Consider the following 24,491-nt stretch of genomic DNA (forward strand, 5'->3'; position numbering starts at 1 on the left):
TATGAGCCTGTGAGAGGGCCCTGTAGGCCGGGTAAGGCGACAGCCGCCACCCGGCATAACGGCTGGAGCCGGGTCGATAACTACCCGGACTCGCGCGAAAGCCGCGTCCGGGCTACCGGTTAGGATGAATGATAACAGCCGCCAGCGCTCAGCGTCGGGAGCGCACCACCTGGTAGCGGCGGGTGAAATACTCCACCGGCGCGCTCCAGACGTGAACCAGACGGGTGAACGGGAAGATCAGGAAGATGGTCATCCCCAGCACCAGGTGGACGCGGTAAATCCAGGCCACGCCGTCCAGATGCGCCGAGGCACCGCCGTGGAAGGTGACCACCGCCTGCGCCCAGTCCACCAGCTTGAGCATTTCGCTGCCGTCCGGATGCTGGGCGGAGAAGGGGATCGTCGTCAGCCCCAGCGCGCACTGAATCAGCAAAATGCACAGGATCAAAATATCTGCCTTGGTGGAGGTGGCGCGAATGCGCGGGTTGGTCAGGCGGCGCGCCAGCAAGCCGATGCCGCCCACCAGGGTGAGCACCCCGCACACGCCGCCGAGGATCATTGCCATTAGCTGCTTCTGCGACATTGGCAGGAACCACGAGTAGACCCAGTGCGGGGTCAGCATGCCAAAGAGATGGCCGAAAAAAATGCCGAGAATGCCGATATGAAACAAGTTCGACCATAGCACCATCCCGCGTTTATCCAGCATCTGGCTGGATGACGCGCGCCAGGTATACTGCCCATAGTCGTAGCGTAGCCAGCTGCCGAGCAGAAACACGGCGCCGCAAAGGTAAGGGTAGATATCGTAAAAGAAGACGTTCAGATACTGGATCATTTCGGGCCTCCGGCGCGGATGTCGACGTACAGCGGCGCCACATCCTGGCTAAAGCGTCGTTGATAAGCTTGCATAGGCGAGCTGTCGCAAGCGGTCGCATTATCTTCAATAAACTTCACCTGCTCTTCTTCCCACACTTCGTCCAGCGCCTGACAGGTATCGTCGCGCTTTTCTCCCGCCACCTGTTTGGTGACACTGTCACTGGTGAGCGGGCTTTTTGCCAGTTCCAGCAGAGCGTCAAACAGTTGATAATACGAGCATTCTCGTTGCTTCAGGCGGCCGCCGATCAGCGCCAGAATCGGCGCGATATTCTGCAGCCCTTCGCGGGCGTCGGCGAGGGGTAAAATACTGAGATACTCCAGATACAGCGGCAGATAGTCGGGCAGTTCACGGCAATCGATCAGCAGACCTGCCTGCTGATACTGATTCATCAGGTCCACCATCGCCTGGCCACGGTCGCGGGACTCAGCATGCACATGTTCAAACAGCAGCAGCGAGGTGGCGCGCCCTCGCTCGAACACCTCGCACCAGTCGGCCTGGCGATCCAACAGCGGCGCCGCCAGCAGCTCCCCGACAAAGGGCGTCAGTGAAGGGATATCGGCGCTGACCAGCGCCAGGGCTTCGTCGCGGTTCTCCCACAGCACCTCGTCGGGATACTCCAGCAGCAGACCGAGCACTTTCAGGATCCGCATCACTCTCCCTCCCCATGCTTACGCACGCCGCTGACGTCGATGGCGTCAATCCGCCGGCTGTTAAACAGGTTGAATTTCGTATCTGACCCGTGACAGCCGTCGCCGAAGGTAAAGCCGCAGCCGTTGCGTTCCGGGAAGGCGTCCTCCGCCAGTTCGCGATGGCTGGTGGGGATCACGAAGCGGTCTTCGTAGTTGGCGATCGCCAGATAGCGATACATCTCTTCGACCTGCTCAACGCTGAGTCCCACCTCTTCAATTGCCCGGGTATCGGTCACGCCCTCGACGGTTTGCGAGCGCTTGTAGTGGCGCATCGCCATCATCCGTTTCAGCGCGCGCAATACCGGTCCGGTATCCCCGGCGCTCAACAGGTTCGCCAGGTACTGGACCGGAATGCGCAGGCTCTCAACCGCCGGCAGGATGGCGCCGTTGTTCGGCAGGCCGCCGGCGTCGGCAACCGACTGGATCGGCGACAGGGGCGGCACATACCAGACCATCGGCAGGGTGCGATACTCCGGATGCAGCGGCAGGGCCAGTTTCCAGTCCATCGCCAGCTTATAGACCGGCGATTTCTGCGCCGCCTCAATGACATTGTGGGGGATGCCTTGTTTTAACGCTTCCTCGATGACCGCCGGATCGTTTGGATTAAGGAATACCTCGCACTGGCGCTCATAGAGGTCGGTTTCATGCTCGGCGCTGGCAGCTTCTTCGATACGGTCGGCGTCATACAGCAAGACGCCGAGATAGCGGATGCGCCCGACGCAGGTTTCGGAGCACACCGTTGGCTGCCCGGACTCAATGCGCGGATAGCAGAAGATGCATTTTTCCGACTTACCGCTCTTCCAGTTAAAGTAGATTTTTTTATATGGACAGCCGCTGATGCACATCCGCCAGCCGCGGCATTTGTCCTGGTCTATCAGCACGATGCCATCTTCCTCACGCTTGTAGATGGCGCCGCTCGGGCAGGTGGCCACGCAGCTCGGGTTGAGGCAGTGCTCGCACAGGCGCGGGAGGTACATCATAAAGGTGTTTTCGAACTGGCCGTACATCTCTTTCTGCATGGCTTCGAAGTTACGGTCGCGGGCGCGTTTCTCGAACTCGCCGCCGAGCAGTTCCTCCCAGTTCGGGCCCCAGTCAATTTTATCCATCCGCTCGCCGCTGATCAGCGAGCGTGGGCGGGCGGTAGGCAGATATTTTCCCTCCGGCGCGTTGTGCAGATGCTGGTAATCGTAGGTGAAAGGTTCGTAGTAATCGTCAATCGCTGGCAGCACCGGGTTGGCGAATATCTTCGACAGCACGCTAACCCGATTGCCGAGGCGGGGCGTCAGTTTACCGCTGATGCCGCGGATCCAGCCGCCTTGCCACTGCTCCTGGTCTTCCCAGTTTTTTGGGTAGCCAATGCCCGGTTTGGTTTCCACATTATTGAACCACGCGTACTCCATGCCCTCCCGGCTGCTCCAGACGTTTTTACAGGTGACCGAGCAGGTGTGACAGCCGATGCATTTGTCCAGATTCAGCACCATTCCAACCTGAGAACGGATTTTCATTTTTTCGCCTCCTGTACCTGATCGCGACCTTCGTCATCCAGCCAGGCAATATTTTTCATTTTGCGGATCATGATGAACTCGTCGCGGTTGGAGCCGACGGTGCCGTAGTAGTTAAAGCCATAGGCCAGCTGGGCGTAGCCGCCGATCATGTGCGTCGGCTTCGGACAGACGCGGGTGACGGAGTTATGAATGCCGCCGCGGCGGCCGGTCACTTCCGAACCCGGGATATTCATAATCCGCTCCTGAGCGTGATACATCATGGTCATCCCCGGCGGCACGCGCTGGCTCACCACCGCCCGGGCGGTGAGGGCGCCGTTGGCGTTGAACGCTTCGATCCAGTCGTTATCTTCAATGCCCAGCTCTCTGGCGTCAGTTTCACTGAGCCAGACGATCGGCCCGCCGCGCGACAGCGTCAGCATCAGCAGGTTTTCGCTGTATGTGGAGTGGATCCCCCATTTCTGGTGCGGGGTCAGGAAGTTCAGCGCTTTCTCCGGAAAACCGTTCGGCGGCACGGCCTTCATCTGGCTGACGCTGCGGGTATCAATGGGCGGGCGATAAGCCACCAGGCTTTCGCCGAAAGCCCGCATCCACGGATGGTCCTGATACAGCTGTTGCCGCCCGGAGAGGGTGCGCCACGGGATCAGTTCGTGCACATTGGTATAACCGGCGTTGTAGGAGACGTGCTCGCTTTCCAGTCCGGACCACGTTGGGCTGGAGATGATCTTGCGCGGCTGCGCCTGAATATCGCGGAAGCGGATCTTCTCATCCTCTTTATTCAGCGCCAGATGAGTGTGGTCGCGACCGGTAAATTCTCCCAGCGCCTGCCAGGCTTTCACCGCCACCTGGCCGTTGGTTTCCGGCGCGAGGCTGAGAATAACTTCGGAGGCGTCAATGGCGCTGTCGATCCGCGGCCGGCCTTTGGCCGGACCGTCCTGCTTGAGGTAGTTAAGCTTGCCGAGGAAATCGACTTCGCTTTGCGTATTCCACGAGATGCCTTTTCCGCCGTTGCCAAGCTTATCGAGCAGCGGCCCGAGAGAGGTGAAGCGTTCCCAGGTGGCGGGATAGTCGCGCTCCACCAGGGCAATCGACGGAGCGGTTTTCCCGGGGATCAGATCGCATTCGCCCTTGCGCCAGTCAAGCACCTCGAACGGCTGCGCCAGCTCAGCCGGAGAGTCATGCTGCAGCGGGACCAGCACCACGTCGGTCTCTTTCCCGAGATGGCCGACGCAGACCTGCGAGAAGGATTTGGCGATATCTTTGTAAATCTCCCAGTCGCTCTTTGCCTCCCACGCCGGGTCGACGGCGGCGGAAAGCGGGTGGATAAACGGATGCATATCCGAGGTGTTCATATCGTCTTTTTCGTACCAGGTGGCGGTCGGTAGAACAATATCGGAAAAGAGACAGGTACTGGACATGCGGAAATCCAGCGTCACCAGCAGGTCGAGTTTGCCCTCGATAGCCGCCGTCTGCCACTCGACTTCCTCAGGTTTCACCTCATCGCTGGCGCCCAGTTCATCCCCCTGAATACCGCTGTCGGTCCCGAGCAGGTACTTCAACATGTACTCATGCCCCTTACCGGACGATCCCAGCAGGTTAGAGCGCCAGATAAACAGGTTCCGCGGATGGTTTTTACCGCTGTCCGGCTGCTCGGCGGCAAAGCGGATCTCGCCGGATTTTAGCGACCGCACCGTGAACTCCGAGGGCGATAGCCCGGCGGCCTCGGCCTGCTGCTTGATGTTCAGCGGGTTGACGTTGAGCTGTGGCGCAGAAGGCAACCAGCCCATCCGTTCCGCGCGGACGTTGAAGTCGATAAGGCTGCCGCTAAATTTGCTGGCGTCGGCCAGCGGCGACAACAGCTCCTGCGCGGTCAGTTTTTCATAGCGCCACTGGCTGGCGTGATTGTAGAAATAGGAGGTGCTGTTCATTTGCCGCGGCGGGCGGTTCCAGTCCAGCGCGAACGCCAGCGGCAGCCAGCCGGTCTGTGGGCGCAGCTTCTCCTGGCCGACATAGTGCGACCAGCCGCCGCCGCTCTGGCCGACGCAGCCGCAGAACACCAGCAGGTTAATCATCCCCCGGTAGTTCATATCCATGTGGTACCAGTGGTTTACCCCGGCGCCGAGGATAATCATCGAACGGCCATGGGTTTTATGCGCCGTATCGGCGAACTCGCGGGCGATTTGTTCGATATGCTGGCGCGGCACGCCGGTGATCTGCTCCGCCCACGCCGGGGTATAGGCTTTAACCTCGGCGAAATCTTTCGCCGCATTGACATCATCAAGCCCTCGGTCCAGGCCGTAGTTAGCCAGAATCAGGTCATATACGCTGACCACCAGGCCGCTTTCGCCACTGGCCAGCGTCAGCTGTTTCACCGGGAGCGGATGAAGGGTTACCGGTGCCTGCGGCACGCTGCGGAAATGCGGGTTTTCATTGCCGCCGAAGTAGGGGAAGGCGACTGACGCCACGCTGTCGCGAATATCCAGCAGAGACAGCGTGAGCTCCACCGTTTTGCCGTCAGCCAGCGGTTCGAGATTCCATTTCCCTTTTTCGCCCCAGCGAAAGCCGATGGAACCGTTTGGCGCCACCAGTTCGCCGTCGGCGGTGCAGGCGACGGTTTTCCATTCCGGGTTATTCGTTTCGCCCAGTCCATCCAGCAGGTCGGAGGCGCGCAGCATGCGGCCTGGCACATAGCTGCCATCGTCGCGCGGCTCAAGCATCACCAGCATCGGCATGTCGGTATAGGTGCGGCAGTAGTTAAGAAAGTAATCGCTCGGGTTATCAAGGTGGAAGGCTTTGAGGATGACGTGGCCCATGGCCATCGCCAGCGCGCTGTCGGTACCTTGCTTCGGCGCCAGCCAGTGGTCGCACAGTTTGGCCACTTCCGAATAGTCCGGGGTGATGGCGATGGTTTTGGTGCCTTTGTAGCGTACTTCGGTGAAGAAGTGGGCATCCGGGGTCCGGGTCTGCGGCACGTTGGAGCCCCAGGCGATAATGTAGCTGGCGTTGTACCAGTCGGCGGATTCCGGCACGTCGGTCTGCTCGCCCCAGGTCATTGGCGAGGCCGGGGGCAGATCGCAGTACCAGTCGTAGAAGCTGAGGCAGGTGCCGCCGATAAGGGATAAATAGCGGGTACCCGCCGCGTAGGAGACCATCGACATCGCCGGGATCGGCGAGAACCCGGCGACACGGTCCGGGCCGTAGTGTTTGATGGTCCAGACGTTGGCGGCGGCGATGAGCTGATTCAGCTCTTTCCAGCTGGAGCGGACAAAGCCGCCTTTGCCGCGCGCCGCTTTATAGCTGGTGGTTTTGGCCGGATCCTGCATGATGCTATCCCAGGCCTGCACCGGGTCGGGAAACTCAGCCAGTGCTTCGCGCCACAACGCAATCAGCCGTTTACGCGCCAGCGGGTACTTCAGACGGTTGGCGCTATAGAGATACCAGGAGTAGCTGGCGCCTCGCGGGCAGCCGCGTGGTTCATGGTTCGGCAGATCCGGGCGGGTACGCGGATAATCGGTCTGCTGGGTTTCCCAGGTCACCAGACCGTTTTTGACATAAATTTTCCAGCTGCAGGAGCCGGTGCAATTCACGCCGTGGGTGGAGCGGACAATTTTGTCGAACTGCCAGCGTTGACGGTAGCTGTCTTCCCAGTCACGGTTGTTGTTGTAGACCTGACCGTGGCCGTTGGCAAAGGTTTCGCCTTTCTGCTTAAAGTAGCGAAAGCGATCCAGTAGTTTACTCATGACATTTCTCCTGCTCCGATGATGTCCGGCATCGTGCCACCCGGCCGGATGAGCGAACGAACGCGTACGCCGGATAAGGCGGAAGCCGCCATCCGGCAGATAAATCGTTATAGTTAAGCGGGTTTACGACGGCCGTAGACCAGCCAGGTCACCAATACGCAAACCACGTAAAAAACGAAGAAGACCTTCATCGCCCCGACCGGCGAACCGGTCATCGCCAGCGAGGTGCCGAAGGCTTTCGGGATAAAGAAGCCGCCGATGGCGCCAATTGCCGAGATAAAGCCCAGCGCGGCAGCGGTATCGGTCACGGCTTCATGCTGCGCTTCTTCTTCGCTGCCGCCGCGCTGCCTCACGCTCTCGATGGTGAGCTGACGGAAGATGACGGCGATCATCTGGAAGGTGGAGCCGCTGCCGAGCCCGGCGGTTAAGAACAGCCCCATAAACACCACGTAGAAGGCGAGGAAGCTGCCGGATCCGCTGCCCGGCAGGGTGAGGAACAGCAGACCGGTAAAGAGCGCCATCAGCACGAAATTGACCAGCGTCACCCGCACACCGCCCAGACGGTCGGAGATGATCCCGCCGAATGAGCGCGCCAGCGCGCCAATAAACGGCCCAAAGAAAGCCAGCTTGAGAATGTCGACCGCAGGAAACTGGGTTTTCGCCAGCATGGCGAAGCCGGCGGAGAAGCCGATAAATGAGCCGAAAGTCGCCAGATAGAGCAGGCTCAACAGCCACATATGCGGGCGCTTGAGTACGGGAAGCTGATCGCGAATCGAGGCCTTCGAACTGGCGATATCATTCATACCGAACCAGGCGGCAGCGGTGGCAAGCAGCAGGAGGGGTACCCAGACGAGCGCCGCATTACTCAGGGCCATGGTCGAGCCATCGGGCTGGGTGACGCCATGGACGCCGAGGAAGGTGAAGATCGGCAGGAAGATCACCGCCGGGGCGACCATCTGCATCACACTGACCCCGAGATTGCCCAGGCCGCCGTTGACCCCCAGCGCGCTGCCCTGTTTGGCTTTGGGAAAAAAGAAACTGATATTTCCCATACTGGAAGCAAAATTAGCCCCGGCAAAACCGCACAGCAGCGCAATAACAATAAATACCCAGAATGGAGTAGCGCTATTCTGGATCGCCACGCCTAACCAAATACAAGGCACAATTAGGATCACTGTACTTAATACGGTCCAGTAGCGCCCGCCGAAGAGGGGTACCATAAAGGAGTAGGGGACCCGTAATATCGCGCCGGAAAGTGAAGGAAGTGCGGTTAATAAAAAAAGCTGGTCGGTAGTGAAATGAAAACCGACCTTATTAAGGTTGACCGCCACGGCGCTGAATAACATCCATACGCAGAAGGCAAGTAGTAAGCAGGTGACTGATATCCAGAGGTTTCTTCTCGCAATGGCCTGACCCTTGTTTTCCCAGAAGGCCTTATTTTCTGGCCGCCAGTTTTTCAAAAGGTAATGATTATCTTTCTCATTTTGTACCGACATATTGCCCTCTAATTGCCCGGAATGGAGTAAATAAATAAGGTCAACAGCTGAATACAAGGTGACGGTGAATAACCCTTAATTGGCGTTATCTAAAAAGCGTAGATAAAAAAAACGTGCTGTCGGAGAGCACGTGGAGAGCGTAGCGGGATTAATTGTTACTAAATGTAAAATTTAACTAAAATAACTCCAGCGTAATCATCTTATTGACGTAACGGCTAAACGCCGTCTCGTCCAGGGTTTGGGTGCCGAGGGCGTAAATTCCGTCGAGGCCGCACACCAGGGCGATAAAACGCCAGGCGATATCCACCGGCGACTCGGTCGAGTGAAACTCTCCGCAGGCGAGACCCTGTTCCACGATCGCCACGGTCTCGGCATGCCACATGGTCATGGTCAGCAGGTAGGCCGCTTTGATGTCCGGGTCGCTGTCGGCCAGCACCTGGCCTTCCCGCCACAGGCGGATATAGGGTTCCAGCCGGCCATCCTCGCTGCCGATCATCGAGAATAACCGCTCGCGCCAGCTGGCATCCTCCGCCACCAGCGGCATGTCGAGCATCTCGCGGATAAGACGGATGAACACCTGGGACTTCAGCTCGCCGATGGATGCGAAGTGGTGGTGCAGTTGTCCGGCGGCCACCTGCGCCTCGCGGGCGATCTGCCGCACGGTCATGGCGCTGAAGCCGCCGCGCAGCGCCAGACGCATGGCGGCCTGCATAATTCCTTCCCGTCGCTCATCCCGCTGTAAATAGTGCATAGAACCCCGCTGATATCTGGCTTTGGCCGAGTGTAACAAAAAGTTGGACATGCGTTCAACAATCCGGCAGGATCGCCATCCTGGACATGTGTCCAAGTTCTGACATTGAGGTACACGCTATGTCACGGCAATGGATGACGCTGATGGCGATTTTGCTGGTTTATATTCCGGTGGCGATTGACGCCACGGTGTTGCATGTGGCCGCGCCGACCCTCAGCGTCGCGCTGGGCAGCAGCGGCAATGAGCTGTTGTGGATCATTGATATCTATTCATTGGTGATGGCCGGGATGGTGCTGCCGATGGGCGCCCTTGGCGATAAAATCGGCTTTAAACGTCTGCTGCTGCTCGGCAGCGCTATTTTTGGCGTCGCCTCGCTGTGCGCCGCGCTGTCGCCGACGGCCCTGACGCTGATTGCCTCCCGCGCCCTGCTGGCGGTGGGGGCGGCGATGATCGTTCCGGCGACGCTTGCCGGGATCCGCAGCACCTTCGCCGAGGCCAGCCAGCGCAATATGGCGCTGGGGCTGTGGGCGGCGGTGGGCTCAGGCGGCGCGGCCTTTGGCCCGCTGGTGGGCGGCATGCTGCTGGAGCATTTCTACTGGGGATCGGTGTTCCTGATCAACGTGCCGATTGTGCTGGTGGTTATCGCCATTAACGCGAAAGTGGTGCCGCGCCAGCCCGCGCGCCGCGACCAGCCGCTGAACCTGCTGCAGGCGCTCATTTTGATTGCGGCGATCCTGATGCTGGTGTTTAGCGCCAAATCGGCCCTGAAGGGCCAGCTGGCGCTGTGGCTCACCGCGCTGGTGGCGATCGGCGGGGCGGCGATGCTGACCTGGTTTATCCGCAAACAGTTGTCGGCGCCCCGGCCGATGGTGGATATGCGCCTGTTCACCCATCGCATTATTTTAAGCGGGGTGATGATGGCGATGACGGCCCTGATTACCCTGGTGGGTTTTGAGCTGCTGATGGCGCAGGAGCTGCAGTTTGTGCATCAGAAAACGCCGTTCGAGGCGGGGATGTTTATGCTGCCGGTGATGGTGGCCAGCGGCTTTAGCGGGCCGATTGCCGGGATGCTGGTGTCAAAGCTCGGACTGCGCGAGGTGGCTACCGGCGGGATGTTGCTGAGCGCCTTAAGCTTTCTGGGCCTGGCGCTGACCGATTTCAGCACTCAACACTGGCTGGCCTGGGGGCTGATGACGCTGCTGGGCTTTAGCGTCGCCAGCGCGCTGCTGGCCTCCAGCTCCGCCATTATGGCGGCGGCGCCGAAGGAGAAAGCGGCGGCGGCCGGGGCGATCGAAACCATGGCCTATGAGCTGGGCGCCGGACTCGGCATTGCGCTGTTCGGCCTGATCCTCACCCGCAGCTACAGCGCCACCATTGTGCTACCGTCCGGGCTGAATGAGACGATGGCGCAGCAGGCGTCGTCATCGATCGGCGAGGCGGTCAGCCTGAGCCAGGCGCTGCCCGCCGGGGTGGCGGAGGCGCTAATGGCGGCGGCGAAGGCGGCCTTTACCCAGGCGCACAGCCTGGTGCTGGCGACAGCGGGGGTCATGCTTCTGCTGCTGGCCGCCGGGATCTGGCGCAGCCTCGCCACGGCGACGAAGCCGCCGTCGGCGCTATAGCTGTAGCGACAGGTCCATCGCCGCGCGACGTAGCGGGGCGAGGGCCTTCTCTTTTAACGCCGCGGCGCTGACCGTCGCGGCCGGCACTCCGACATTCAGCGCGGCCACCACCTGGCCATGACGCGACAGCACCGGCACCGCCAGCGAGCACAGGCCCACCTCTATCTGGCGGTCGGCGAGGGCATAGCCCTGCATGCGCACCCGATCAATCTCCGCGCGTAGCCCGGCCATATCGCACAGGGTGTGTGGGGTGTAGCGAATGAGCACGGCGCGTGACAGTGTCACCTCCAGCTGCTCCTCCGGCAGCGCGCTGAGCAATACGCGACCCATCGACGTCGCCCACGCCGGCAGACGGCTGCCGCGTCCGAGATCGACGCTCAGTAAATTATTCACCGCGGCGCGGGCGATATAGAGCACGTTATCCCCATCGAGCGTTGCCGCCGAACAGGATTCTCCGAGGGCTTTGCCGAGGCTATCCAGCGCCGTCTGCGCCACTTTCGCCAGCGGGGTGCCGGCGAGATAGGCATGGCCCACCGCCAGCACTCGGGGCAACAGCTCATAATGGCGGCCATCCGGGCTATGGACCATGCCCAGCGCGGCGAGGGTATACAGGCAGCGGCGTACCGCCGCGCGGGAAATTTGCGTTTTCTGGCTTAACTGGGAAATGGTCAGCCGCTGACGCTGCGGGGTAAAGGCATTAAGCACCTCCAGCCCGCGAGCCAGAGACAGCATAAAGTTGGGATCGTGCTCGGCCTGCCTGGCGCTTAGGGTGGTGGGGGTATGGTCACGCATGGATTCCCTCTCCGTTGCATTGCAAAGCTCACGGGGCATCACTATACCGTGCGCAAACCGCACCGTCCTGAATTGTGCCGGTTTTACCACCGCGATCACATTATTAACCGCCTTTTAACAAACGTGCCGATAATCGCACAACATTTCGATTATCGCCGTTGACCACCCGCCAGACCGAACCCTATTGTCAATGGCACAGCCCTCCCCGTTATGGATGTGGGTACAAAAAGTTATACATCTCATCAGGAAGCGAAAATGACTGCCACCGTAGAAGGTATTGAGAGCTGGATTGTGGATGTCCCAACCATCCGGCCACATAAATTGTCGATGACCACCATGGGATGTCAGACGCTGGTGATCGTGCGCCTTACTCGCTCCGACGGCATCTGCGGCATTGGCGAGGCCACCACCATCGGCGGCTTGAGCTATGGCGTCGAGAGCCCGGAGGCTATCTCGTCGGCGATAACGCATTACCTGACGCCGCTGCTGCTGGGGCAACCGGCCGATAACCTGAATGCGCTGACCGCCCGCATGAACATCGCCGTTAAAGGCAACACCTTTGCGAAGTCCGCCATTGAAACCGCGCTGTTGGATGCGCAGGGCAAAGCGCTGGGCCTGCCGGTGTCGGCGCTGCTCGGCGGCGCGCTGCAAACGTCCTTGCCGGTGCTGTGGACGTTAGCCAGCGGCGATACCGCAAAAGATATTGCCGAAGGGGAAAAATTGTTAGCAGAGGGCCGCCATCGGGCATTCAAGCTGAAAATTGGCGCCCGCGAATTAGCTACCGACCTGCGCCATACCCGCGCCATTGTGGAAGCGTTAGGGGATCGCGCCAGCATCCGCGTCGACGTCAACCAGGCCTGGGACGCCGCGACCGGCGCGAAAGGCTGCCGCGAGCTGGCGGCGATGGGCGTCGACCTCATCGAACAGCCGGTCAGCGCCCACGACAACGCGGCGCTGGTGCGGTTGAGCCAGCATATTGAAACCGCGATCCTCGCCGACGAAGCGGTAGCCACCGCTTACGATGGCTATCAACTGGCGCAGCAGGGCTTTACCGGCGCTTACGCGCTGAAAATAGCCAAGGCCGGCGGACCGAATAGCGTACTGGCGCTGGCTCGCGTCGCCCAGGCGGCGGGGATTGGCCTGTATGGCGGCACCATGCTGGAGGGGACCGTGGGGACTGTCGCCTCGCTGCACGCCTGGTCGACGCTGCCGCTGCAGTGGGGCACCGAGATGTTCGGCCCGCTGTTGCTGAAAGACGATATCGTCAGCGTACCGCTCTCCTTTGCCGACGGCGAGGTGGTGCTCCCGCAAACCCCGGGTCTTGGCGTCGAGCTGGATGAAGACAAACTGCGTTTTTACACCCGCCAGGCGTAGCGGGTAACAGGAGAAACACATGCTATTTAAAGTGGAGATGACCGTGAATATTCCGCTTGGTTTTCCCGTCGCCGAAGCGGAGGAAATAAAGCAACGCGAAAAAGCCTATTCACAACAATTACAGCGGGAAGGCAAATGGCGACATATCTGGCGCGTCGCCGGTCTTTACGCCAATGTCAGTATTTTCGATGTCAACGATGCCGAAGAGTTACATCAAATATTAATGGGATTGCCGCTGTATCCTTTTATGGATATTCGCGTCGAGGCGCTGTGCCGTCATCCCTCGTCTGTTCGTGACGACGATAGCTAATAATAATAACACCTGACCTCATGCCGGGGTGACCCGGAAAATACCCTACAACGATAAGAGAGAATAATGATGAGTAATGCTTTCGTACAACAAGAAGCCGTGCAGAAATTATTACGTGAAGGCGCGGGTTTACATGTCCCTGGCGGTAACGAACGTTTTAAAGCCATTATTCACCGTCTGCTGGAGAATATCTGTACGCTGATCGACGACTATAACGTCACCGAAGAAGAGTTCTGGCATGCGGTGAACTATCTGCATGCGCTGGGCGGCCGTCAGGAGGCGGCGCTGCTGGCGGCGGGACTGGGTCTGGAGCATTTCCTCGACCTGCGTCAGGACGCCATTGACGCGGCGGCGCGCCGGGAAACCGGCACCCCGCGCACCATCGAAGGGCCGCTGTATGTGGCTAATGCGCCGCTGGCCGACGGCCACGCCCGGATGGATGATGGCGCCGACGCCGGGGAAGTGATGTGGCTGCATGGCCAGGTCAACGATACCGAGGGCCGGCCGGTGGCCAACGCCATTGTCGATATCTGGCACGCCAATACCCTCGGCAATTACTCCTTCTTCGACCCGAGCCAGAGCGAATACAACCTGCGCCGGCGGATCCGCACCGGCGCCGATGGCCGCTACAGCGTGCGCAGCATCCTGCCTTCCGGCTACGGCTGTCCGCCGGATGGCCCGACGCAGAAGCTGCTGGATCGGTTAGGCCGCCATGGCAACCGTCCGGCGCACATTCACTTCTTCGTCTCCGCGCCGGGGCATAAACATCTCACCAGCCAGATCAACCTCAGCGGCGATAAATACCTGTGGGATGATTTTGCCTTTGCCACCCGCGACGGCCTGATTGCCGACCCGATCAAAGTGACGGACCGCGAGACTATCGCGATGCGCGACCTTGAGGGAGAGCACACTGAGGTCTGTTTTGATTTCACCCTGTGTAAAGCGCTCAGCGCCGACGAAGAGCAGCGCGGCGCCCGCCTGCGCGCCAAAGCGTAATCTGCTGTAACGGCCCCGGGCATGCGGTTGCCCGGGCCAGACATTGCACCTGAAAGCAAACCATTCACCCGGTTTCTTTCATCCTGAATACTGCAGGAGGGACTGACTCATGCAAAAAACGCTATCAGCGCTTAAAGACAAAATTAACAACGCCTTAATTGTCGATCGTGAAAACCATATTTACCGCTGCCACCGTTCGATATTTACCGACCCGCAGCTGTTTGAATTTGAAATGAAGCATATCTTTGAAGGTAATTGGGCGTTTCTCGCCCATGAAAGCCAAATAGCCGAACCGGGGGATTATTATACCCTGACGCTGGGGCGTCAGCCGGTCATTATTACCCGCGATAAAAAGAACGAGCTGCATGCGTTAATTAACAGCTGTGCTCATCGCGGCGCGATGTTATGTCGACGGAAAACCGGGAATAAAAACTCTTTTACCTGTCCGTTTCACGGCTGGACCTTCAGCAATAATGGCAAACTATTAAAAGCCAAAGATGAAAGCACCGGCGGCTATCCTGACACCTTCAAACAGGAAGGATCGCACGACCTGCAAAAGCTGCCGCGTTTTCAGTCCTATCGCGGTTTCTTATTCGGTAGCCTCAATGCCGACGTGCAGCCGCTGGAAGCCTATCTCGGGGAAACCTGCAAAATCATCGATCTGATCGTCGACCAGGCGCCGGAGGGGCTGGAGGTGCTCAAGGGATCGTCGAGCTATGTGTACGAGGGCAACTGGAAGCTGGGCGCAGAGAACGGCGCTGATGGCTACCACGTGAGCGTGGTGCACTGGAACTATGCCTCCACCATGTCGCGGCGCAATTATGAAGCAGAAGGCACCCATGCGGTGGACGCCAACGGCTGGTCAAAAAGCCTCGGCGGCGGCTACGGATTTGGTAACGGCCATATGCTGCTGTGGACCCGGGCGCTGAACCCGGAGGTGCGCCCGGTGTATGCCCACCGTGAGCGCCTGCAGGCGGAATTCGGCGAACTCCGCGCCGACCAGATGGTCAACGAAACCCGCAACCTGTGCCTGTACCCCAACGTCTATCTGATGGATCAATTCTCCACCCAGATCCGCGTCATTCGTCCGCTGGCGGTGGACAAAACCGAAGTCACTATCTGGTGCTTTGCGCCGAAGGGGGAATCCGACCAGGCGCGGGCCCTGCGCATCCGCCAGTACGAGGATTTCTTTAACGTCAGCGGGATGGGGACCCCGGACGACCTCGAAGAGTTCAGCGCCTGTCAGCGCGGCTATCTCGGCGAAAATCTGGCGTGGAGCGATCTCAGCCGCGGCGCGCTGCGCTGGGTCGACGGTCCGGATGAGCATGCGCAGCACGCCGGATTTCATCCGCGCTTAAGCGGCGTGAAATCGGAGGACGAGGCGCTGTATATCGCCCATCACCATCACTGGCAGACGCTGATGCTGGCGGCGATTGAACAAGAGCAGCAACGCTATGACCAGTCGATCACCCAGCGCGTGGAGGTGGCCTGATGCTGAACCTCGAACAGGTACGCCAGTTTCTCTACTACGAAGCCCGTCTGCTGGATGATCGTCAGTGGGATGAATGGCTCAGCTGCTACAGCCCGCAGGTCGTCTACTGGATGCCGGCGTGGGGCGACGATGACCAGCTGACGCGCGATCCGCAAAAAGAGATTTCGCTGATCTACTATCCCAACCGCGAAGGGCTGGAGGATCGCGTCTACCGCATTAAAACCGAGCGCTCAGGGGCCAGCACGCCGGAGCCGCGAACCACCCATATCATCAGCAACGTCGAGCTGCTGGGGGAGAACGATGAAGGGCTGGAGGTGCGTTACAGCTGGGTGACCTGGAGCCACCGCTATCAGCACACCGACGCCTTTTTCGGCGCCACTTGCTGCACGCTGACCGAGCAGGACGGCAGACCTCAGATCGTGCGCAAAACCGTGCGCCTGAATAACGATTATATCCGTCAGGTGATCGACGTTTACCACATTTAAGAGGCGCTTATGACCTTCACTATTGCTCTTAATTTTGAGGACGGTATTACCCGCTTTATTCAATGCCATGCCGGAGAGAAAGTCCTGGATGCCGCCTATCGGCAGAAGGTGAATTTGCCGATGGACTGCTCGGACGGCGTGTGCGGCACCTGCAAATGCCACTGCGCCAGCGGGGAATACGCTCTCGGCGACGAGTATCTCGACGAAGCGCTAAGCGACGAGGAAGCGCAGGCCCGCCAGGTGCTGACCTGTCAGATGGTGCCCACCAGCGACTGCGTTATCGATGTGCCAGTGGCTGCCGCCCAGTGTAAAACCGCCCTGACGAACACCGGGGCGCAGGTGCGGCAGGTGAATTGTCTGTCCGATACCGCCGTCGAGCTGGTGGTCGCCCTCGATGAGCCGCTGGACTTCCTGGCGGGGCAGTACGTCAACATCCAGGTGCCAGGCACGCCGCACGTTCGCGCCTATTCCTTCAGCTCCCGCCCAGGCTCGGCAGAAGGACGTTTCCTGATCCGTAACGTGCCCGGCGGCATGATGAGCCAGTGGTTAACCCGGCAGGCGCGGCCCGGCGATTGCCTGATCCTCAGCGGCCCGATGGGCAGCTTCTATCTGCGCCATGGCGAACGTCCGCTGCTGATGCTGGCCGGCGGTACCGGGCTGGCGCCGCTGCTCTCCATGCTCGAGACCCTGCAGGCGCAGAACAGCTCGCGCCCGGTGACCCTGCTGTATGGCGTCACGCGCGACGGCGACCTGGTGAAGACCGAGGCGCTGGAGGCATTCCGTCAGCAGTTAACCCACTTTCGCTGGCTGCCGGTGGTGGCGGAGGAAAACAGCGCCTGCCCGCAGCGCGGCTTTGTCACCGATCATCTTGACGACGCCATGCTGAATAATGGCGAGGTCGATATCTACCTTTGCGGCCCGCCGCCGATGGTCAACGCGGTCGCCACGGCGCTGCGCGAGCGAGGGATCGCCCCGGCGGGCTTCTGGTACGAGAAATTTATCGCCAGCCAGAGCGCGGCGGCATAAGGAGGTAGTATGCGTTTTCGCGATAAAGTGGTCGCCATCACCGGCGCGGCCCAGGGCATTGGCCGCCAGACCGCGGAGCAGGCGGCTGCGGAAGGCGCGGCTCTGCTGCTCATCGATCGCGCGCCCTGGGTGCGCGAGCTGGCGGCGACCCTGGCGCAGTCCGGCAGTCAGGTGCTGGCGCTGGAGGCGGACCTGGAACAGTGGCCGAGCGCCGAGCAGGCGTTTGCCGACGGGGTCGCGCATTTTGGCCGCATCGATGTGCTAATCAATAACGTCGGGGGGACTATCTGGGCGCGGCCGTTTGCCGAATACCAGCCGGACCAGATTGAGAAAGAGATCCGCCGCTCGCTGTTTCCCACCCTGTGGGGCTGCCGCGCGGCGCTGCCCTGGATGCTCAAGCAGGGCAAAGGCAGCATCGTCAACGTCTCATCGGTGGCGACGGCGGGGGTCAACCGGGTGCCTTACTCGGCGGCGAAAGGCGGCGTCAATGCGCTGACCCGGTCGATCGCCATGGAGTACAGCGGCAGCGGCATCCGCATCAATGCCGTCGCGCCGGGCGGGACGGAGGCGCCGCCGCGCCTGACGCCGCGTAACGACGAGCAGCCCGGTGAGCAGGAGAAGGTATGGTATCAGCAGGTGGTCGATCAGACGGTGGCCAGCAGCCTGATGCACCGCTACGGCACGCTGGCGGAACAGGCGAATGCGATCCTGTTCCTCGCCAGCGATGAGGCCAGCTATATCACCGGCGTGACCCTCCCGGTGGCGGGCGGGGATCTCGGCTAACGGCGGGTCGCGTACCAGCAGAGCAGGGAGCCGAGACACACCATCCCGGCCCCCTGCCAGAAGGGCCACGATAGCGCGGCGCTAAGCAGGATCGCCGCCAGCGCGGAGGAGAGCACCGGCGTGAAGTAGGAGGCCGCCGCCAGCAGGCTGACGTTGCCGTGGAGGATCCCCACGTTCCACGCGGCGTAGGCCAGACCGAGCGCCACCGCTACCGTCAGCAGCTTGATGCTGACCGGCCAGCTGAAGACCATCGGCGGCTGCGGCGTGGCGAGAAACTTCAGCCACAGCGTCAGCGCGGTTAACAGGACGAACAGGGTAATGGCATTTTTGCCGCGGGCATATTTGGCCGTCACCGTGCAGTAGGCCGCCCAGATAAAGGCGCCGATAAAGGCCAGCAGATAGCTGAGCGGGCTGGAGATGACGTTGCTGATAATCTCGTCCAGCTGCAGGCCGTGCTCACCCCCCAACACCCAGCCGACGCCAAGCAGGGCGAGAAGCAAACCGGGGATCACCAGCCAGCTGCTTTTCTGACCATTAAACAGGATGGCGAACAGGATGGTCAGGCTGGGCCACAGGTAATTGACCATCCCCACTTCAATGGCCTGCTGACGACTGGCGGCATAGCCCAGGGATAGCGCGAGGCAGATTTCATAGCTGACGAACAGCGCGCTGCCGGCCAGCAGATAGCGGCGCGGGATCTGGCGCAGGTTAGGGAAACCGACGGTAAAAATCAGCAGCAGGCCGCTGAGGCTGTAAATCATCGCCGCGCCGCCGACCGGTCCCAGTCCTTCGCTGACGCCGCGAATCAATCCGACCATGGTGCTCCATAAAATAATGGCGGCGAAGCCGATGGTCGTGGCTCTCTTTTTCTCCATGCTTATCCTGAGGGTTACGCAAATGCAGCCGGCATATATATCATCTTTTTACCGCCGCGGGGCGAAATTTTCCGCCATGGGTAACCCCTAGGGATTAGTGAAAACGGCCGCGGCTGGCGATTAAGGGGGCGTTGGTTTTGCTCCTTGATTTGACGCAAATTTTCCCGGGATTTTGCTGTTAGTTTCCTCCGCGCGATGAATCAACATCCTGCATGGAGGAATGCAATGGACGTCAGCCGCAGAAAGTTCTTTAAGATCTGCGCAGGCGGTATGGCCGGAACCACAGCTGCCGCCCTGGGCTTTGCCCCCAAAATGGCGCTGGCTCAGGCACGCAACTACAAATTGCTGCGTGCGAAAGAGATCCGCAACACCTGCACTTACTGCTCCGTTGGCTGCGGGCTATTAATGTATAGCCTCGGCGACGGCGCGAAAAACGCCAAAGAAGCGATTTACCATATTGAAGGGGATCCGGACCATCCGGTGAGCCGCGGCGCGTTATGCCCGAAAGGCGCCGGCCTGCTGGACTATGTCCACAGCGACAACCGCCTGCGCTACCCGGAATACCGCGCGCCGGGATCTGATAAATGGCAGCGACTCTCCTGGGATGAAGCCTTCAGCCGCATCGCGCGGCTGATGAAAGCCGACCGCGACGCCAACTTTATGGAAAAGAACGAACAGGGCGTGACGGTTAACCGCTGGCTTTCCACCGGCATGCTGTGCGCTTCGGCGGCAAGTAATGAAACCGGCATGCTGACGCAAAAATTTGTGCGTTCGCTCGGCATGCTGGCGGTAGACAACCAGGCGCGCGTCTGACACGGACCAACGGTAGCAAGTCTTGCTCCAACATTTGGTCGCGGTGCGATGACCAACCACTGGGTGGATATCAAAAACGCGAACGTCGTGGTGGTGATGGGCGGCAACGCCGCGGAAGCCCACCCGGTGGGATTCCGCTGGGCGATGGAAGCGAAAAACAACAACGACGCCACGCTTATCGTTGTCGACCCGCGCTTTACGCGTACGGCGTCGGTGGCGGATATCTATGCGCCGATTCGCTCCGGTACCGACATTACCTTCCTGTCGGGGGTCCTGCTGTACCTGATCGAACATAACAAAATCAATGCCGAGTACGTGAAGCACTACACCAACGCCAGCCTGCTGGTGCGGGATGATTTTGCCTTCGAAGAGGGGCTGTTCAGCGGCTATGATGCGGACAAACGCCAGTATGATAAATCGTCCTGGAACTACCAGTTCGATGAAAACGGCTACGCCAAACGCGATGAGACGCTCAGCCATCCGCGCTGCGTGTGGAACCTGCTGAAGCAGCACGTTTCCCGTTACACGCCGGAGGTGGTCGAAAACATCTGCGGTACGCCGAAAGCGGACTTCCTCAGGGTGTGCGACGTGCTGGCCTCAACCAGCGCCGCCGATCGCACCACCACTTTCCTGTATGCCCTGGGCTGGACGCAGCACACCGTCGGCGCGCAGAACATTCGCACCATGGCGATGATCCAGCTGCTGCTCGGCAATATGGGCATGGCCGGCGGCGGCGTGAATGCCCTGCGCGGTCACTCTAATATTCAGGGACTGACCGACCTTGGCCTGCTGTCCACCAGCCTGCCGGGCTACCTGACGCTGCCTTCTGATAAGCAGCCGGATCTGCAGACGTATCTGACGGCCAACACGCCAAAAGCGACCCTGCCGGACCAGGTGAACTACTGGAGCAACTACCCGAAATTCTTTGTCAGCCTGATGAAGTCCTTCTACGGCGAGGCGGCGCAAAAAGAGAACGACTGGGGCTTTGAGTGGTTACCGAAGTGGGACCAGGCTTACGACGTGATCAAGTACTTCAACATGATGGATAACGGCAACGTCACCGGCTATATCTGCCAGGGCTTTAACCCGGTGGCGTCGTTCCCGGATAAAAACAAGGTAGTTCGCAGCCTGAGCAAGCTGAAGTACATGGTGGTTATCGACCCGCTGGTGACTGAAACCTCGACCTTCTGGCAAAACCACGGCGAGTCGAACGATGTCGACCCGTCGACGATTCAGACGGAAGTCTTCCGCCTGCCATCGACCTGCTTTGCCGAAGAGGACGGTTCGATCGCTAACTCTGGCCGCTGGCTGCAGTGGCACTGGAAAGGGCAGGACGCGCCGGGCGAGGCGCGCAACGATGGCGAAATCCTGGCCGGGATTTACCATCGCCTGCGCGAACTGTACCGCACCGAAGGCGGTAAAGGCGCTGAGCCGCTGCTGAAGATGGGCTGGCGCTATAAACAGCCGGATCGCCCCGAGTCTGAAGAGGTCGCGAAAGAGAACAACGGCTACGCGCTGGCGGATCTTTACGATCAACATGGCGCTTTGCTGGCGAAAAAAGGGCAACTGCTCAATAGCTTCGCGCTGCTGCGCGATGACGGCACCACCGCGTCGTCTTGCTGGATCTACAGCGGCAGCTGGACGGAGCAGGGCAACCAGATGGCGAACCGCGATAACGCCGACCCGTCGGGTCTGGGCAATACGCTGGGCTGGGCCTGGGCGTGGCCGCTCAATCGCCGGGTGCTCTATAACCGCGCGTCAGCCGACATCAACGGCAAGCCGTGGGATGCGAAGCGGATGCTGATCCAGTGGAACGGCAGCAAGTGGGTCGGGAATGATATTGCGGACTTCAATACCGCGCCGCCGGGGAGCAACACCGGGCCGTTTATCATGCAGCAGGAGGGGCTGGGTCGTCTGTTCGCGCTGGATAAGCTGGCGGAAGGGCCGTTCCCGGAACACTACGAGCCGATGGAAACCCCGCTTGGCACTAACCCGCTGCACCCGAAGGTGGTCTCCAGCCCGGTGGTGCGTGTGTATGAAGAGGACGCCATTCGCTTAGGTAAGAAGGATAAGTTCCCGTACGTCGGGACCACCTATCGTCTGACCGAACACTTCCATACCTGGACCAAGCATGCGCTGCTCAATTCCATCGCGCAGCCGGAACAGTTTGTCGAAATCAGCGAAGGGCTGGCAAAAGCGAAAGGCATCGCCAACGGCGACCGGGTAAAAGTCAGCAGCCAGCGCGGCTTTATTCGCGCGGTGGCGGTGGTGACGCGCCGTCTGCAAACTCTCAACGTCAACGGCCAGCAGGTGGAGACCGTCGGGATCCCGCTGCACTGGGGTTTTGAAGGCGTGGCTCGCAAAGGCTATATCGCTAACACCCTGACGCCGAACGTCGGCGATTCCAACTCGCAAACGCCGGAGTACAAGGCGTTTCTGGTCAACATCGAGAAAGCGTAAGGAGCGATTCAATGGCGATGGAAACACAAGACATTATTAAACGCTCCGCGACCAACCCGATCACGCCCGCGCCGCGCGCGCGGGACCATAAGGCGGAAGTCGCCAAGCTTATCGATGTCTCCTCCTGCGTGGGCTGTAAAGCCTGCCAGGTGGCCTGCTCCGAGTGGAACGACATCCGCGATGAGGTGGGGCACTGCGTCGGGGTGTACGACAACCCGGCGGATCTCAGCGCTAAATCCTGGACGGTGATGCGCTTTAGCGAGACCGAACAGAACGGCAAACTGGAGTGGCTTATCCGTAAGGATGGCTGTATGCACTGCGAAGAGCCGGGCTGCCTGAAGGCCTGCCCGTCCGCCGGGGCGATTATTCAGTACGCCAACGGCATCGTCGATTTCCAGCAGGAAAACTGCATCGGCTGCGGCTACTGCATTGCCGGGTGTCCGTTTAACGTCCCGCGTCTCAATAAAGAGGATAACCGGGTCTATAAATGCACCCTGTGCGTGGACCGGGTCAGCGTCGGTCAGGAACCGGCGTGCGTGAAAACCTGTCCGACCGGCGCGATCCACTTCGGTACGAAGAAAGAGATGCTGGAGGTGGCCGAGGAGCGGGTGGCTAAGCTGAAAAAACGCGGCTATGCCAGGGCCGGGATTTACAACCCGCAGGGCGTCGGCGGCACCCATGTGATGTACGTCCTGCATCATGCCGACCAGCCCGAGCTTTATCACAAGCTGCCTGCTGCGCCGAAGATTGATACCTCGGTGGAGCTGTGGAAAGGGATCCTGAAGCCGCTGTCGGCGGCGGGCTTTATCGCTACCTTTGCCGGGCTTATCTATCACTACATCGGTATCGGGCCAAATAAGGAAGTTGACGACGACGAGGAGGAGCATGATGAGTAAATCGAAGATGATAGTGCGCACGACCTTTATCGATCGTGCCTGTCACTGGACGGTGGTGATCGCTTTCTTCCTCGTGGCGCTATCGGGTATTTCGTTTTTCTTCCCGACCCTGCAGTGGCTGACGGAAACCTTCGGTACCCCGCAGATGGGGCGTATTCTGCACCCCTTCTTCGGAGTGCTGATTTTTATCGCCCTGATGTTTATGTTCGTGCGTTTTGTCCATCACAACATCCCTGATAAACAGGATATCCCCTGGCTGAAAGGCATTGTGGAGGTGCTGAAAGGCAACGAGCATAAAGTGGCGCGGGTCGGTAAATATAACGCCGGGCAAAAGATGATGTTCTGGACCATCATGAGCATGATTTTTGTGCTGCTGGTGACCGGCGTGATTATCTGGCGTCCCTGGTTTGCCCACTATTTCCCGATTCAGGTGATTCGCTACAGCCTGTTAATTCACGCGACGTCGGCCATTATTCTGATCCACGCGATCCTTATCCATATGTATATGGCGTTCTGGGTGAAGGGGTCGATTAAGGGGATGATTGAAGGTAAGGTCAGCCGCCGTTGGGCGAAGAAACATCACCCGCGCTGGTATCGCGATGTCGAACGTCTGGAGGCGATCAAAGAGAGTCGCGAAGGGATGAAGTAAGCCGTCACAGCGCGAAACCCGCTCCGGATATGTCGGAGCGGGTTCCCGGCAGTCAGCAGTTCGTGATCAGTGTATCGATTGAATCGATAACGCCCTGGCGCGCATGACTCAGATTGCAGACGAAATCCTGTGGCTGGATCCGTTTATTATTTAAATTACTGATCATCGGCGTACAAAGTAAAAAGCTGTCAAATTCTATATTTATCCTTGGTGTGACATGCTGATGCCAGCGAGGTAACTGTTGCGGTCGCATTAATGGAATAATGACTCTCGTGGCCAGGTCTGCATAATAATCATTCTGCACGATCATATAATACGGCAGGGTTTTATTTGTCTGAGCAGAACAGTTTCGATAGATATTGAATTGCTCAAGCATCATAGTACCCTGAAAAATTCATCATCCGTGAGAGTGCCTGCTTTTGCAATAAAGTCATTCATTGCGGTAATGAATTCCTTATGCTGTTGCTGTTTATCGGCTTCCCGTAGATCCTTACCTGCCTGCGCTGACGCCTTCTGGACGGGTACGTCGGTAGGTCTTTTACGTAACGTATTACTTTTCATCATCGGCTCCTTGCGGTTGGTTCCGTGATTATTCTCTTTACTCACTAAAAAATAAATCCCAGCAGTAAATTTAATATTTATTTTGCGAGACAACTTCCAGAGGAAAGCAACCGCATGAAATATTCATGGTTATGGTAATAAACCCGGCGCTGGCATTAACCAGCGCGGCGGGAAATAATCAGAACTTCTCCGGAATAAAGCGGAAGGGGAAATTGGTCTGTTTCATTTTGCCCATTTTGCGCTTCGGCAACGTGACGGCTTTGTTGAATAAATCGAACTTTTGCTGAGTTGAAGGATCAGATCACGCATCT

The 24,491-nt window shown here is 59.3% G+C and carries 21 protein-coding genes and 1 pseudogene; 11 read left to right on the top strand and 11 right to left on the bottom strand.

Annotated elements, in window-relative coordinates:
- Nucleotides 1–148: 148 nt before the first annotated feature.
- The 6 genes from narI to ABLV54_RS23445 form a co-directional block, all read right to left on the bottom strand.
- On the bottom strand, nucleotides 149–829 hold the full coding sequence (gene narI, locus ABLV54_RS23420; protein WP_226564090.1) for a respiratory nitrate reductase subunit gamma: 681 nt from the start codon (nucleotides 827–829) through the stop codon (nucleotides 149–151).
- Nucleotides 826–1,521 (bottom strand): nitrate reductase molybdenum cofactor assembly chaperone, encoded by a 696-nt coding sequence (narW, locus tag ABLV54_RS23425; protein ID WP_032453024.1) that lies wholly within the window; start codon nucleotides 1,519–1,521, stop codon nucleotides 826–828. The genes narI and narW overlap by 4 nt, the downstream gene beginning before the upstream one ends.
- Nucleotides 1,521–3,065, bottom strand: coding sequence for a nitrate reductase subunit beta (gene narH / locus ABLV54_RS23430; RefSeq protein ID WP_023289862.1), 1,545 nt, complete (start codon nucleotides 3,063–3,065; stop codon nucleotides 1,521–1,523). Before narH ends, narW begins: the two co-directional genes overlap by 1 nt.
- A complete protein-coding gene (locus ABLV54_RS23435) occupies nucleotides 3,062–6,802 on the bottom strand; it encodes a nitrate reductase subunit alpha (protein ID WP_226564092.1) in 3,741 nt (1,246 codons plus the stop codon). Before ABLV54_RS23435 ends, narH begins: the two co-directional genes overlap by 4 nt.
- Before the next feature lie 113 nt (nucleotides 6,803–6,915).
- Entirely contained in the window at nucleotides 6,916–8,298 is a 1,383-nt protein-coding gene (locus ABLV54_RS23440; RefSeq protein WP_023289860.1) for a NarK family nitrate/nitrite MFS transporter, read from the bottom strand.
- A gap of 175 nt (nucleotides 8,299–8,473) precedes the next feature.
- Nucleotides 8,474–9,049, bottom strand: a complete 576-nt coding sequence (locus ABLV54_RS23445) for a TetR family transcriptional regulator (protein ID WP_226564093.1) — start codon at nucleotides 9,047–9,049, stop codon at nucleotides 8,474–8,476.
- Nucleotides 9,050–9,168: 119 nt separating this feature from the next.
- On the opposite strand from ABLV54_RS23445, the gene kmrA reads away from it, so the two are divergent.
- Entirely contained in the window at nucleotides 9,169–10,668 is a 1,500-nt protein-coding gene (kmrA, locus tag ABLV54_RS23450) for an efflux MFS transporter KmrA (protein WP_226564094.1), read from the top strand.
- Here the strand turns inward: kmrA and ABLV54_RS23455 are convergent.
- Nucleotides 10,663–11,499, bottom strand: a complete 837-nt coding sequence (locus ABLV54_RS23455; RefSeq protein WP_072198970.1) for an IclR family transcriptional regulator C-terminal domain-containing protein — start codon at nucleotides 11,497–11,499, stop codon at nucleotides 10,663–10,665. The two genes, kmrA and ABLV54_RS23455, sit on opposite strands and share 6 nt — an antisense overlap.
- A 171-nt stretch (nucleotides 11,500–11,670) precedes the next feature.
- Between ABLV54_RS23455 and ABLV54_RS23460 the strand changes: the two genes are divergently transcribed.
- The 7 genes from ABLV54_RS23460 to benD all read left to right on the top strand — a co-directional run bounded on the left by ABLV54_RS23460 (nucleotide 11,671) and on the right by benD (nucleotide 17,926).
- Nucleotides 11,671–12,834, top strand: a complete 1,164-nt coding sequence (locus ABLV54_RS23460; RefSeq protein WP_226564096.1) for a muconate cycloisomerase family protein — start codon at nucleotides 11,671–11,673, stop codon at nucleotides 12,832–12,834.
- Nucleotides 12,835–12,853: 19 nt separating this feature from the next.
- Nucleotides 12,854–13,144: a muconolactone Delta-isomerase gene (catC, locus tag ABLV54_RS23465; RefSeq protein WP_023289855.1), complete on the top strand. Its 291-nt coding sequence runs from the start codon at nucleotides 12,854–12,856 to the stop codon at nucleotides 13,142–13,144.
- A 69-nt stretch (nucleotides 13,145–13,213) separates the two neighbouring features.
- Entirely contained in the window at nucleotides 13,214–14,140 is a 927-nt protein-coding gene (gene catA, locus ABLV54_RS23470; protein ID WP_032453017.1) for a catechol 1,2-dioxygenase, read from the top strand.
- Nucleotides 14,141–14,249: 109 nt separating this feature from the next.
- Nucleotides 14,250–15,632 carry a Rieske 2Fe-2S domain-containing protein gene (locus ABLV54_RS23475; RefSeq protein ID WP_348814238.1) on the top strand — a complete coding sequence of 461 codons (1,383 nt, stop codon included), beginning with the start codon at nucleotides 14,250–14,252 and terminating at the stop codon, nucleotides 15,630–15,632.
- Nucleotides 15,632–16,117, top strand: coding sequence for a benzoate 1,2-dioxygenase small subunit (gene benB / locus ABLV54_RS23480; RefSeq protein WP_023289852.1), 486 nt, complete (start codon nucleotides 15,632–15,634; stop codon nucleotides 16,115–16,117). Before ABLV54_RS23475 ends, benB begins: the two co-directional genes overlap by 1 nt.
- Nucleotides 16,118–16,126: 9 nt before the next feature.
- Complete coding sequence (gene benC / locus ABLV54_RS23485; protein ID WP_226564098.1) at nucleotides 16,127–17,143, top strand: benzoate 1,2-dioxygenase electron transfer component BenC; 1,017 nt, start codon at nucleotides 16,127–16,129, stop codon at nucleotides 17,141–17,143.
- A gap of 9 nt (nucleotides 17,144–17,152) precedes the next feature.
- Nucleotides 17,153–17,926, top strand: coding sequence for a benzoate diol dehydrogenase BenD (gene benD, locus ABLV54_RS23490; RefSeq protein ID WP_023289850.1), 774 nt, complete (start codon nucleotides 17,153–17,155; stop codon nucleotides 17,924–17,926).
- Here benD and yddG read toward each other — a convergent pair.
- Nucleotides 17,923–18,801, bottom strand: coding sequence for an aromatic amino acid DMT transporter YddG (gene yddG / locus ABLV54_RS23495; protein WP_032453011.1), 879 nt, complete (start codon nucleotides 18,799–18,801; stop codon nucleotides 17,923–17,925). The genes benD and yddG overlap by 4 nt on opposite strands.
- A 225-nt stretch (nucleotides 18,802–19,026) precedes the next feature.
- On the opposite strand from yddG, the gene fdnG reads away from it, so the two are divergent.
- From fdnG to fdnI, 3 genes are read left to right on the top strand one after another with little or no spacing between them, the layout of a single operon-like run.
- Nucleotides 19,027–22,074, top strand: coding sequence for a formate dehydrogenase-N subunit alpha (gene fdnG / locus ABLV54_RS23500; RefSeq protein ID WP_226566164.1), 3,048 nt, complete (start codon nucleotides 19,027–19,029; stop codon nucleotides 22,072–22,074).
- An 11-nt stretch (nucleotides 22,075–22,085) separates the two neighbouring features.
- Nucleotides 22,086–22,970 carry a formate dehydrogenase subunit beta gene (gene fdxH, locus ABLV54_RS23505; RefSeq protein WP_032453008.1) on the top strand — a complete coding sequence of 295 codons (885 nt, stop codon included), beginning with the start codon at nucleotides 22,086–22,088 and terminating at the stop codon, nucleotides 22,968–22,970.
- Nucleotides 22,963–23,619, top strand: coding sequence for a formate dehydrogenase-N subunit gamma (fdnI, locus tag ABLV54_RS23510; protein WP_023289846.1), 657 nt, complete (start codon nucleotides 22,963–22,965; stop codon nucleotides 23,617–23,619). Before fdxH ends, fdnI begins: the two co-directional genes overlap by 8 nt.
- A 52-nt stretch (nucleotides 23,620–23,671) precedes the next feature.
- On the opposite strand, the gene ABLV54_RS23515 is transcribed toward fdnI, so the two are convergent.
- The 3 genes and pseudogenes from ABLV54_RS23515 to ABLV54_RS23525 all read right to left on the bottom strand — a co-directional run.
- Nucleotides 23,672–23,998, bottom strand: a complete 327-nt coding sequence (locus tag ABLV54_RS23515; protein WP_048297595.1) for a CcdB family protein — start codon at nucleotides 23,996–23,998, stop codon at nucleotides 23,672–23,674.
- Nucleotides 23,995–24,180, bottom strand: coding sequence for a hypothetical protein (locus ABLV54_RS23520; RefSeq protein WP_048297594.1), 186 nt, complete (start codon nucleotides 24,178–24,180; stop codon nucleotides 23,995–23,997). Before ABLV54_RS23520 ends, ABLV54_RS23515 begins: the two co-directional genes overlap by 4 nt.
- Nucleotides 24,181–24,358: 178 nt before the next feature.
- A pseudogene (locus ABLV54_RS23525) lies at nucleotides 24,359–24,469 on the bottom strand (hypothetical protein); the annotation flags it as partial.
- Between the last annotated feature and the right edge of the window lie 22 nt (nucleotides 24,470–24,491).

The organism is Klebsiella sp. JB_Kp042, from assembly GCF_040065275.1.
GTDB lineage: Bacteria > Pseudomonadota > Gammaproteobacteria > Enterobacterales > Enterobacteriaceae > Klebsiella > Klebsiella quasipneumoniae.